Consider the following 11,982-nt stretch of genomic DNA (forward strand, 5'->3'; position numbering starts at 1 on the left):
TATCTGCCTTGTTGCGCTGCTAAGGATACTGCGGAATCCGTAAGTATTGGAGCGTGCGTGCTGCACGGTATTTATTTGGTATGGCTTTGACTCACTCCACCATCGCAGAGAAGTGGTATAATCCGGGTGTCCGGTTAGCCGGACGGGGATCTTGAAAGCCTGTTTTCCTCTTGCCCAAGGGCAATATGCATTTGCGCCTTCTTATCGTCCCTTCCTCCAGTGGCTTTGCAAGAGGCTAAACCTTGCGAAACCCCCCTTATTCGCCATGTGTATATTCCAAGCTTCATACTTCTCACAAACCCCCCTTCTGGGAGCATTGTCTGGGACGGTGTTCTTAGGGGGGTACAGTTGCAAGAGATGCTTCCCCGTAAGGGGATTGCGACGATGCCCTTGTGCTGCAACATCACGCCGACCTCCTCAAGTTGCAAGAGATGCTTCCCCGTAAGGGGATTGCGACCTCAGCAAGGGCCTGCGCTTCTTGACGGGACTCTTCGGTTGCAAGAGATGCTTCCCCGTAAGGGGATTGCGACCGGCAAATCCGGCCTGGAGGACAGAGCCTTGACTATCTGTTGCAAGAGATGCTTCCCCGTAAGGGGATTGCGACGAATGAGGTAGCCACCGGTGAGGGGGGCAGAGGCCCCCCAGGAGTTGCAAGAGATGCTTCCCCGTAAGGGGATTGCGACTCTTCCCCGGCAAGAGGGTGGCCCGGGTAGAGGAGCAGAGTTGCAAGAGATGCTTCCCCGTAAGGGGATTGCGACACCCGTGCGTGGCGATGGGTCCCAAGAGCGAGGCCAGCCGGTTGCAAGAGATGCTTCCCCGTAAGGGGATTGCGACTTTCTCTCGCTTAAGCTCCATCTTCTACCTCCCCCGGTTGCAAGAGATGCTTCCCCGTAAGGGGATTGCGACCCCGCATGTAGGTGCGGGAGGGGACCCTGATGGAGTCCCCGTTGCAAGAGATGCTTCCCCGTAAGGGGATTGCGACTGATCATCGCCTCACCTCCAGGCGAGGCCGGTAAACCCGTTGCAAGAGATGCTTCCCCGTAAGGGGATTGCGACGGCTCAACGCGCGGCCCTTTACGCCGCTTGGCGGGCTGAGCCTGGTTGCAAGAGATGCTTCCCCGTAAGGGGATTGCGACCTACGTCCGTGGACGCGGTAACGCCGCCCAGCAGTTCCTGTTGCAAGAGATGCTTCCCCGTAAGGGGATTGCGACTGAGCCCTTGCGGACCGCTACCGCTACCTCAGGTAGCGGTAAGTTGCAAGAGATGCTTCCCCGTAAGGGGATTGCGACCAGGTGGCCGCCCCCAGGTCCTCCTCCTCCTCGAACAGCGGTTGCAAGAGATGCTTCCCCGTAAGGGGATTGCGACATGGTCATCGCCGAGGGGGAATGGCAGAGACGCTATCGTTGCAAGAGATGCTTCCCCGTAAGGGGATTGCGACCTCAAGGTTTATCATGACTCACCCCCCTTCTCCGGGAGGTTGCAAGAGATGCTTCCCCGTAAGGGGATTGCGACGGGGGACATAAGTCCAGAGCCCGCTCACGGATTGGCTTGTTGCAAGAGATGCTTCCCCGTAAGGGGATTGCGACCGGGATCAGGGACATAACCCTGACCCAACAGGGTAGTGGTGCAAGAGATGCTTCCCCGTAAGGGGATTGCGACCAAGATAGAGGCTATTAGCCTCTTCTGAAAGTTCCACCAGTGCAAGAGATGCTTCCCCGTAAGGGGATTGCGACGGGGCCGCGCCCCCGGGAGAAAGGACCCAGAATATCCGCGTGCAAGAGATGCTTCCCCGTAAGGGGATTGCGACAGCGTCGGCCCAGACGGCCTTCACCTTATCGTTCATCCCCGAGTGCAAGAGATGCTTCCCCGTAAGGGGATTGCGACGCGGCGAAGCTCCCGCTCGTCCGCCCCCTCCTCCACGATGAGTGCAAGAGATGCTTCCCCGTAAGGGGATTGCGACAATATCCGCCTCCACCTGGTCTAGGTCGGCAACGCTAGAGTGCAAGAGATGCTTCCCCGTAAGGGGATTGCGACACGGGGAGCTTGAGCTCCCCGGCCAACTCCCGCACGAGGGGTTGCAAGAGATGCTTCCCCGTAAGGGGATTGCGACGACCTCAGGGTGCAGCACCGCGTCCCGCACCCTCCTCTCTGGTTGCAAGAGATGCTTCCCCGTAAGGGGATTGCGACATTACCTCGCGAGGAGCCTCCCCCGCGAGCCTTTCAATGGCGTTGCAAGAGATGCTTCCCCGTAAGGGGATTGCGACCCCCCGCGAGCCTCTCAACCGCGGCTTCCCACGTGGCTAGTTGGTTGCAAGAGATGCTTCCCCGTAAGGGGATTGCGACACGGCGGTGCGAAAGCCCACCACCTGCCCCACCTCCACCTGTTGCAAGAGATGCTTCCCCGTAAGGGGATTGCGACCGGAGCCACCCGAGGGCCCAGTCCACCTGCCGGGCGCTAGGCGTTGCAAGAGATGCTTCCCCGTAAGGGGATTGCGACCTTTCCGTCGTGGTCACGGCCTCGGTGTCTAGGGCATCCCGTTGCAAGAGATGCTTCCCCGTAAGGGGATTGCGACTCGGTCGCGTCCCCGAAGACGGTGACACGACCGTCCACGAGTTGCAAGAGATGCTTCCCCGTAAGGGGATTGCGACCCAGGCCACCAGCCTGGGTATTTTGTTTTTATGAAGCGCCTCTATGCCATTGCTTACGACATCCCCGATGACAACCGCAGGGTCAAGATGGCCAACCTGTTGAAAAGCTATGGGGAGCGTGTGCAGCTTTCCGTGTTTGAGTGCTACCTAGACGAGAAGCTTTTGGAAGACCTCAAGCTCCGGGCCAGAAGGCTTCTAGACTTCTCCCAGGACGCCCTGCGCATCTACGGGGTCTGGGGGGAGGTGCAGGTGCTGGGGGTGGGACCGGTGTACGAGGAGCCAGGCTTTGACGTGGTGTGAGGGCCAGGTACCCTACCGGGGCCTGCGCCACGACGAGGCCCCTAAAACAGAGCCCTGGCTTTCCGACCCATGTCTGGCCTGGCGCCTGCCCGTCGGTCCTCGCTACGGCAAGGGCCCCCAGTGCGCTTTGACGAGGATTTTGGGCGCTTCCCTGGCCTCACGTTCCTTCGGCTTCCAGGCTAGCCGCCCCCACTAGAGCCCGTATCTTAGGCCAAATCTGCCGGATGCGGTCCTCGAGGCTCCCTGCCGGGGTAGGGTTTTGGCGCATGCTGGCGTGGAGGGTGTCGTTGCGGATGTCGGTGAGCTCGCCCCAAAGCTGCCCCAACTCGCCAGGGTGGCCCTTGGCTCCAGCCTTAGCCTTCTTGCTCCAAGACCCCAGAAGCCCCTCGGCGGCTTCCCGTTCCCCCAGGAGGTCAAAGCCCCGCTCCAAGCATACAACGCTCACCACTAGCTCCCGCATGAGGGCCACCGCCTGGGCTAGGCTTCCCGTTTCCAAGAGGAGGTCCACCATGGCCGCTTGGGCTTGAAGGCCCTCTATGGAGAAGGGGTCTTCAACAGTTAGGGGGCGGTAGCGCGTTTCCAATAGGCGGAGGAGGAGGCCCAGGGGCCGGGACCGGGGAAGGCGGGCCAGGTCTTCCTCTACCCGTCCCAGGGCCTCGAGGAGTCTTCGGGCGTGTTTTCCCACCTCCTTCACCCGGAGAAGCTCCAGGGAAAGGCTCAGCTGGTCTAGGGTGTTGCCCATGGTGCCCAGGGTTCGTACCTGGGCTTCCTTCTCGAGCCAGCTCTGGCGGTGCAGCTTCTTGAGAAGCTGTCCTAAGGGCCTGCCGAAACCGTAGCGGGCCAGGTCCCTGGCGGCCTCTGTCCAGGAGAGGAGCTCCAAGAAGGGGGTGAGGTCAAGGAACTCCCCCCGTGCCTCCTCCTCCAGTAAGATGCCGTACACGATGCGCTCTACCCTCACCCTTTTGGCCACTTCCAGGAAGTGGGCCACTGCTAGGCCCAAGATGGGCTGGGAGCGAAAGCCGTGGGAAACGTCCAGCACCAGGTGAGCCCCCTCGGGCACCCCCTCGGCCATGGCGTTGAAGATGCCCCAAAGCTCCTCCACCGTGCGCCCGTCGGGGATGGGTACCTCCTCGTAGGCCACCCGGGCCCTCAGGGCCTCCCCGTGCCTCTCTTTGGCCTTTTGCGTGAGGAGGACCTTTAGGGTGTGGTCCGGGTAGTGCCGGGCCAGGGCCTCTTGGGTGTAGGGGGTGGTGTAGACCTCTCCGTCCAGCCGGTAGGGCACCTCCTGGTAGTTGCCGGTACCGAGAAAGGAAAGAACGACTTTCTCCACGCTTTACTCCCTTCTTAGGGGCACGAGCCGCCCCACCGCCCAGCCCAAGGGGTAGCCGTCCTTGGGGTCCTTGGTCCCTGCGGTCTTGCGGGTTTTGGGCTCCTGGCCTTCCGGGTAGTCCTCGGGGAGGAGGAGGGCGAGGCGGAGGCTGAGCCGCCCCGAGCCAAAGCCCACCCGGATGGGGAAGACTTCCTCATCCTTTAACCTCTCCTCCAGCTCCCGGTAGACCTCGAGGGCCCGCCCAAGCCCATGATCCTCGGCGTAGCCCCGCTCCCACTCCGCCACCGCCCCGTAATATTTCCGAAGGGCCTTCTTGAGCTCTTCGGGCGGCACCGCCCCCGCCACGCCTTGGTGCTGGGCAAGGCCCTTCTGGTAGCGGAAGAGGAAGCTAAAGCGGCTTCCGCGCCGGAAGGTTTCCGCCAGGATGGGCATGCCCGCCATCTGGCCATTGGGGTGAAATACCCCGATTCGGTTCAGGAAGCCTTCCCCAGGCCTCGAGTCCGTGAGCCGCACCGCGCGGAAGGGGTCGCGGTAGAGGTCCCGTTTGTACCGGCGCTTGTTCCTATCCCAGTCGGCGTAGCCCAGGGCCACCCCCTCAAAATCCTGATTGTGTTCCAACTTAGGGCTCTCTGGGGGCCGGATGCGAGGCTCCTCCCGGGTCTTCCTGAATACCCACTGCCCCTTGTCAAAGATCAGGTCCTCTCCCCGTTGCGCCAACTTCCAGAAGAGCCAGGCGGTGCGCAAGGCACCTTTCACGCTGGAGCCGGGAAGGTAGGCGCCCAGAGGAGAGTAGGGAAGGGGACGGAACTCCAGAAGCGCCTCCTGATGGGCCCCCAAAACGGTGTCCAGGAAGGCCTTGCTGGCGGGCAGGCTCCGGAGGATGGCCTCCTTGGGGATCTGCCCCTGCAGGTGGAGGTACCGGAGCACCTCCTGGGCTCCCTTGGGCCCCTCGGCCACCTTGGTCAGGAAGGCCCGCCGTCTCTCGGGGGAAAGGTGCAGGAGGAGGAGGGAGGGGTCCAGGATGTGTACGGTTTTGGTGGAGGCATCTGGGACGTAGGCGTAGGCGGGGAACGCTTCCCCCGTCCCCACGTGGACCGGGCTTAAAAGCTCCAACTCCAAGCGGTAGCTTTCCAGGAAGCTCATACCCTCACCCCCAAGGGGAAAACCTGGAGAACCTCATACACCTTCGCCCCAGCCTCTGGAGGAGGGTCAGGGGTGAGGTCCAAAAGCCTGGGCCCAGGGTCTTCCCGGTACACGCTCCCCTCCTTGGTGCGCAGGTAGGACTTCTTGAAGGGTTTGGCCCCCACATACCCCCCTCCCAGGCGGCCCCAGTAGGCCTCGAGGTCGTAGTAAAGGGCTCCCTCCAAGGGACCCGGGGCCAAGGTGACGAAGGCATTGGCCCCAGGGGCCTCGGGAAGCTCCACGTCCTCCTCCCCTACCACCTGGAAAACCCCCAGGCCCACGCTGGCGAGCCCTCCATAGCCCATTTCCCCCACAAACTCCAGTCCTTCCCGCACGGGAAAGGGGGCTTCGCCCAGGGTGTACACGGCGTACTCCCCTTGGGGGAAGAGGAGGTCTTGGGCAAAGAGAATCCCCTGCCGCGCCCCGCCCGTGCCCCGGTCCACCCCCACCCTTACCCGCCGAAGCCGCTTGGGGAGCGGGGGGGTTAGCCTGTCCTTTGGGTCGTTGGCCACCTCTGGAGCGTGGAGGAGGGCCTCCTCTCCGTTTTCCACCACCTTGGCGAAGGTTTCCAGGGATAGTAACTGGAGGGATTTCAGGTTTTTGCGCAGCCTGGTCTCCTCCACCAACAGAGGGGAAAGGCGGGGGCGGGGAAGCCAACCTCTAGGAAAGGCGCTGGAGAGCCGGAAGGAAACCTGGCCTTTCCGGTACCTTTCCAAAAGTTCTTCCAAGGCCTCGCGGCCGTGGGTGTAACGGTACCACCAGAACAGGTGGCCCATGAGGGTTGGGGCCCGGGGGAGGCTTCGCAAGCCCCCTTTGAAGCGAAGGTAAAAAGCCTTAGCCCTCATAGGGAATCAAAGGATAGGGTTTCGATCTCCAGGCGCTCTTTAATGGGAAGTCCCTCCTGCTCCTCGAGGGGCTTTTGCGGGTGCAAAAAGAAGACCTGGCCATACCCCCGGCTGATGTGCCCCCCAAGCCCGTCCAACTCCAAAAGCTCGAGGGCCCGCATCAGGTACCTTTGGAAATAATCCTCATCCTTGTCGTCCAGGATCCGGTAGGTCATGGACACGGCAAACCGGCTTCCCGCCGGCACCCTCTCCGTGGTCCGGGGGTTGGCGTTTCCCCCGAGCCTGGGGATGAACACCTCCTGCTTGATCTCCGTGAGGTACCCACCCCGGGCCACGGTGCGCTCCAGCTCCTCCTTGGAGTCTGGGGTCAGGTAGGCGTCCCGCACCAGAAGCCGGGTGGGCCCCCGTTTCCTGGCCACCTTGAGGGCCTTTTCGTCGTTTTCCGGCGCCAGGCCGAAGATGCGGGCCACGGGGTCTTCAGGGTCATCGGAGGCGAACACGTGTTTGTCCTTGGCCTTGAGGATATAGTCCCCGCCCAGGCTCCACTCCAGGAGGTAGCGGAGCTTGCCCTTCAGGCTGGAACCGGGGATATAGGGCTCGTCCGTGAGGGGGTTGCGGATTACCGGGTTGTCCAGGTCCCCGATGGCCATCTGGTCCCGGCTCATGCCAATCCTTAAACCGGTTTTGGCCAGGAGAATGGCCCGGATGCGCTTGATAGCTCTGAGCTTCATACCTCACCTCCCATGGGCATAGAAGTACGCCAGCACTGCCTCCACGTACTTCATCATGGCTAGGAAGTCCTCAGGGCTCCTTTTGCCGGCGTCTATGGCCTCGTTGAGAAAGTTAACGAAGGTGGTGGCCCCCTTTAGCGGGCCGTTGTTGCGGGTGTTGTAGGCCAGTTTGGCCTTGAGGAGCTCCAGCTCCGGCACCAGCCTCCGGAAGGCCTTGTCCGGGTCCTGGCGCCTTTCCTTAAGAAAGCGGTTCTCCAGGGCCCGAAGCTCAGCGAAGTAGTTGCGGAACTGGTTGGACTTCACCTTGCCCTCCTGGGCGATCTCCTTGGCCAACTGTTCCGCCCTTGCGAATACCCTCGGGTCTAAGAGCTCCTTTGTCCTGTCCTGAAAAAACACCAACTCTGCCATCTAGTCCCCCCTTTCCCTGTATAGCGCCCATTGTGCCCAAACGGGCAAGTGGTGCCAAGCCGGTTTTTGGTGATTCAGGAGTTCGCAGTACCATTTCCAGGTGTTGGCATCCTTCTCCTTTACCCGCCTCAGGGCGTAGGCCAAAAGGGGCTTGTAGCGCATCCTTTCCCCTAAGTCCTCGTTGGGGTCCTGGGGCCGGAAGGTGCTCCAAAACTGCCGCCACAGGCTTAGCCACCGGTAGACCTGGGCCTTGCTCACCCGGTCCCCTTTCAAGTCTTCCCGGAGGCGTTCCATCCAGTTTTGGCGCAAGTCTCTTAGGGTGTCCCAAGGCACCGCCCGGCCAAACAGGAAGAGCCGGCCCCGCCCTGCTTCCTTTGCGGAGGCCTCCGCCTCCTGTAGGGCTTGGGCCATGGAGGGGACCGGGGTTTTGCCGCCGAAGAGCTGGAAGCTCCCGGAGAGGGTCAGGGCCTCGTGGCGCACGTAGAGCCGGTAGAGCCTTTCCAGGTCCAGGGCGAAGTCCAGGAGAGCGTCCCAAGGGCCCAGGAGGAAGAGGTCGTCCCCCCCCGAGTAGACGCTGTAGAGGAGGGGGTAGCGCCGGGCCTTTTCCTCGGCCTCAAGGTCGCTCCAGCCCAGGCGCTTGGCGTACGTTTTGGGGTTGCGGATGAGCTCCAACACCTCCACGGTGAAGAACCATTCCAGGAAGCGGGAGAGGGTAGCGATGCGGCTTGGGGTGGCCAGCTCCCGCTTACCCCCTTGGCACCGCAACCCCCGGGCGAACATCTCGCCCATGCGGTCGGCGTCTAGGAGGAGTCCACCCAGGTACGGAACCCCTTGCGAAAGGGCTGCCAGCTCGCTGAAGGTGAGGGGGCGTTCGGGGGTTACCTCCTCTTCCTCCTCAAAAAGGCCCTCCTGGACCACCCAGGTCCGGTACTCCTCCAGGCTCTTTCTCTCGGCTCTCAGGGCATCCTCCACCGTGGGCAGGTGCCCCAAGAGGGGTTTCACCTCAAAGGCAAGGCCATCCGGCTCAAAGTTTGGCCTTCCCCGCTGCACATGGAAAGAACTCCCGACAGGACCGGTTCCGTCCCAAAGGGACACCTGCAGGCTGGGAAAGTCAAAGTAGGGCGGAGGAGCCCCCTTCAAGTGGAAGGTCACCCCCTGGGCCCGGGGAAGGCGGCCACCCACTTCCCGCTCCCGCTCGCATTCCCGGCAAAGGGCCCCGGGTTCGTCCTGGAGGGCTGGCCTCAGGCCGCAAGCCGCACACGGCCTAAGGTCAGGGCGAAGGGTGGCGGAGGTGGATTGGAGAAAGCACAAAGGCCGAAGCTTTGCTTCGGCGAGGGCCTGGTGCACTCTACGGAAAACCTGGTCAAAATCCTTGAACTCCTCCCCGGTAAAGGGGGTCCAGGCCAGGTGGGGGAGGAGGCTAGCCCCGTTTTTAAAGGCCCATTTCTCCCAGGCCTCGAGGTGGGCTTTGAGGTTCGCCTTCGCCTCGGGGGTGTTGGGCAGGAGCAGGTAGAACTTTCCCCCAGCGCTCATAATGCGGTTAAGGGGCGTAAGGCCCAGTTTCTCCAAAAGACCTAGGGCCATGGCCTCCGCTGCCAGGCTGACCTCGAGGCTCCGGGCCCTAAGCCGCTTGGCGATACCCCCCACGCCGGTTTCCGCCCCTGCCACGCGGTAGATGTGCCCCTGTATGCCCCCGAGGTCTCCCATCATCAAGAGGAACTTTTTCTTCTTGTCGCGGCGCAGGTCCTCCACGGAGGGGTTCTCCCCGTGGTAGAGCCAAAGGGCATGGGCGATGGCGGCGGTGAGCCGTAGGTGGTCGTAGAGGGAGACGTCCGGCTCCGAAGTGGTGTCGGCGGGGATCAAGGAGGCGCACTCCTGTAGGGCTGCCGCCAGGGAAAGGAGGAGGGCTTGAGGGCTTGAGGGGGGGGTTTGCTCCAAGGCCTGCATCCTCTTGTCGAGGAGCTCCTTGAGGCGGACATACACATCCTTCCTGATGTTGGGCGTCTTCTCCGGGTAAGGGGCCCCGGGCTTTAGGCCCTCACCCTGGGCGTGGACGGGACTGTAACCCCAGGGGTCTCCCCTCTTTTCCTCCTGGGTAGCCGTCTGGAGGCAGATTTGGGAAAAGGGGGAAACAAGGGGTGTCTCCGTTACCGTAGGACCCCCCCGGGTACCGGCCTCCTCCCTCTCCTTGGAGGCATACGTGTCGGCCAGGGCCACGCACCACTCCTCTGGAGTCTTTGGCTGGTACTGGGGAAGGTCTCTCCAGCCTTCATGGTGACGTTGGACGGTGCGTTTTAGCCACTCGGGATCCACTCCCGCCGCCTGAAAGATGGGCGCATACTCCTCCACAAAACGGGCGCTGTAGGCGGGGTGGGGTTCCCGGCCTCCTTCCCCCCACCGCGCCCGCTGGAGAAGCTTGCCGATGTCGTGGAGAAGGCCCGCAAGGGCGAGCTTTATACCAGCGGACATGTCGATGGTGATTATAAAACGGGGTGCGACCTTGGCTGTGACCCATGAACATGACCCCGTATGGGGTGGGCCGGGCAGCGTGGGGGAGGTGGTTTTAGGGGTCTTTGTCCCCACGTGCCTGCCATGCCCAAAACATCCCTTCGCACCGCTTCCCCCCTCAGGGCGGTTGCGGCGTGGCCAAGGCTACCGGCTACCATGCGCCCACGAAGCGCCTTTATACCGTTGCCTACGACATCCCCGATGATAACCGCCGGATGAAGCTGGCCAATATGGGAACTAGTATCCGGACGTTTCTACCCTAGCCTTGCCGCCTTGGCGGTGGAAGAATAGGGCTATGCCGGTTAGCCGCTATTACGATGTCAAACGGGACGAACGAGGCGAGCGGTACCTGGAGCCCTATGTTTCCGGTTTTCTTCTCCTTAGGCTTCCCCTCCTCAACAAGGGCACGGCCTTCACCGAGGAGGAGCGGAGAGCCTTGGGCCTCGAGGGCCTCCTTCCCCCCCATGTGAACACCCTCGAGGAGCAGAAGGAGAGGGTCTACCGCCGCTACCGCCTCATCCAGAGCCCTTTGGAGAAACACATCTACCTCCGCCACCTTCAGGACCGCAACGAGGTGCTCTTTTATGCCCTTTTGGTGGGCCACCTGGAGGAGATGCTTCCCATCCTCTACACCCCTACGGTGGGGGAGGCGGTGCGGGAGTTCTCCCACATCTACCGCTACCCCCGGGGCTTTACCGCCAGCACCAAAAACATCGACCGCGTTGAGGAGGCCCTGGCCAACGTGCCCCTGGAGGAGGTCCGCCTTATCGTGGCCACGGACTCCTCCGCCATCCTGGGCATCGGGGACCAAGGGTACGGGGGCATGGCCATCTCCATTGGGAAGCTCACCCTTTACACCGCCGTGGGTGGTGTGGGACCCGATAAAACCCTTCCCGTGGAGCTGGACGTGGGCACGGACCGGGAGGACCTCCTCACGGACCCCCTTTACCTGGGGGTGCGGCATAAGCGCCTTAGGGGGGAGGAGTACTACCGCTTCCTGGACCGCTTCGTGGAGGCGGTGCGGAAGCGTTACCCCAAGGCCCTCATACAGTGGGAGGACTTCGCTAAGGAAACGGCCTTTAACGTGCTGGAGCGGTACCGCAAGGTGGTGCCCTCCTTCAACGACGACATCCAGGGCACAGGGGCGGTGGCTTTGGCAGGGGTGCTCTCCGCCTGCCGCCTGAAGGGGGAGAAGCTTTCGGAGCAGACCATCGTCATCTACGGGGCTGGGGCCGGGGGTATCGGCGTGGCCTGGGCCCTAAGGGAGGGCATGAAGCGGGAGGGCCTTTCCGAGGAGGAGGCCCGGGCCCGGGTTCTGGTGCTGGATTCCAAGGGCCTCCTGGTGGAAGGCCGGAGCATGGAGGCTTACAAGCAACCCTACGCGCAACGGCGGGAGCGCATCGCCGGGTGGGAGTTTGCGGGTTCCTACCCCAACCTCTTGGAGACCATCCGCAACGCCCGGGCCACCGTGCTTTTGGGCCTTTCCGGCCAGGGGGGAAGCTTTACCGAGCCGGTGGCGCGGGTCATGATGGAAAACACCCCCCGCCCGGTGATCTTTCCCCTTTCCAACCCCACCTCGGCCTCCGAGGCCCTACCCGATGACCTCATTTACTGGACGGAGGGGAAGGCCCTGGTGGCGGCGGGTAGCCCCTTTCCCCCGGTGGGCTACATGGGGCGGACCATTCCCATCGGCCAGGGGAACAACGCCTTCATCTTTCCCGGCCTAGGCCTTGGGGCGGTGCTTTCCCGGGCCCGGGAGGTGACGGACGGGATGGTGCTGGAGGCGGCCTACGCCCTTTACGACTACACCAAGGCCCATTTCCCAGACCTCCTTTACCCTCCCGTGGCCCGCTTGCGGGAGGTTTCCCCCTACGTGGCGGCCCGGGTGATGCAAAAGGCCCTCGAGGAGGGCGTGGCCGAGGAGGAACGGGTGAAGGGCCTTTCCTTCAAGGGGCTTATGGAGTTCGTGCGTAGCCGCTTCTGGGAGCCCGAGTACCTCCCCTACCGCCCGGCCCCGGTAATCTAGGGG

8 protein-coding genes and 1 CRISPR repeat array are annotated in these 11,982 nt (G+C 62.6%); of the genes, 2 read left to right on the forward strand and 6 right to left on the reverse strand.

The genetic code is table 11. The annotated features are described in order from the left end of the window. Positions 1-347: 347 nt before the first annotated feature. Positions 348-2,649: direct repeats of the CRISPR family, unit length 36 nt; unit sequence GTTGCAAGAGATGCTTCCCCGTAAGGGGATTGCGAC. 30 nt (positions 2,650-2,679) lie between these two features. After that, positions 2,680-2,949 carry a CRISPR-associated endonuclease Cas2 gene (cas2, locus tag C2847_RS01760; RefSeq protein ID WP_105316822.1) on the forward strand — a complete coding sequence of 90 codons (270 nt, stop codon included), beginning with the start codon at positions 2,680-2,682 and terminating at the stop codon, positions 2,947-2,949. Between the two features lie 157 nt (positions 2,950-3,106). Here the strand turns inward: cas2 and C2847_RS01765 are convergent, their stop codons facing one another. Genes C2847_RS01765 through cas10 form a run of 6 tightly spaced genes read right to left on the reverse strand, consistent with a single transcriptional unit; the run spans position 3,107 to position 9,914 of the window. Beyond that, positions 3,107-4,279 carry a TM1812 family CRISPR-associated protein gene (locus C2847_RS01765; protein WP_105316773.1) on the reverse strand — a complete coding sequence of 391 codons (1,173 nt, stop codon included), beginning with the start codon at positions 4,277-4,279 and terminating at the stop codon, positions 3,107-3,109. 3 nt (positions 4,280-4,282) lie between these two features. Beyond that, entirely contained in the window at positions 4,283-5,422 is a 1,140-nt protein-coding gene (gene csm5 / locus C2847_RS01770) for a type III-A CRISPR-associated RAMP protein Csm5 (RefSeq protein WP_105316774.1), read from the reverse strand. Beyond that, positions 5,419-6,306 (reverse strand): type III-A CRISPR-associated RAMP protein Csm4, encoded by an 888-nt coding sequence (gene csm4 / locus C2847_RS01775; protein ID WP_105316775.1) that lies wholly within the window; start codon positions 6,304-6,306, stop codon positions 5,419-5,421. The genes csm5 and csm4 overlap by 4 nt, the downstream gene beginning before the upstream one ends. Then, entirely contained in the window at positions 6,303-7,037 is a 735-nt protein-coding gene (gene csm3, locus C2847_RS01780; RefSeq protein WP_105316776.1) for a type III-A CRISPR-associated RAMP protein Csm3, read from the reverse strand. The genes csm4 and csm3 overlap by 4 nt, the downstream gene beginning before the upstream one ends. A 3-nt stretch (positions 7,038-7,040) precedes the next feature. Further along, positions 7,041-7,445: a type III-A CRISPR-associated protein Csm2 gene (csm2, locus tag C2847_RS01785; RefSeq protein ID WP_105316777.1), complete on the reverse strand. Its 405-nt coding sequence runs from the start codon at positions 7,443-7,445 to the stop codon at positions 7,041-7,043. After that, positions 7,446-9,914, reverse strand: coding sequence for a type III-A CRISPR-associated protein Cas10/Csm1 (gene cas10 / locus C2847_RS01790; protein WP_105316778.1), 2,469 nt, complete (start codon positions 9,912-9,914; stop codon positions 7,446-7,448). A 334-nt stretch (positions 9,915-10,248) separates the two neighbouring features. Between cas10 and C2847_RS01795 the strand changes: the two genes are divergently transcribed. After that, a complete protein-coding gene (locus C2847_RS01795) occupies positions 10,249-11,979 on the forward strand; it encodes an NAD-dependent malic enzyme (protein WP_105316779.1) in 1,731 nt (576 codons plus the stop codon). Positions 11,980-11,982: the final 3 nt, after the last annotated feature.

The organism is Thermus tenuipuniceus (assembly GCF_002964845.1).
In the GTDB taxonomy this organism is placed as follows: Bacteria; Deinococcota; Deinococci; order Deinococcales; family Thermaceae; genus Thermus; species Thermus tenuipuniceus.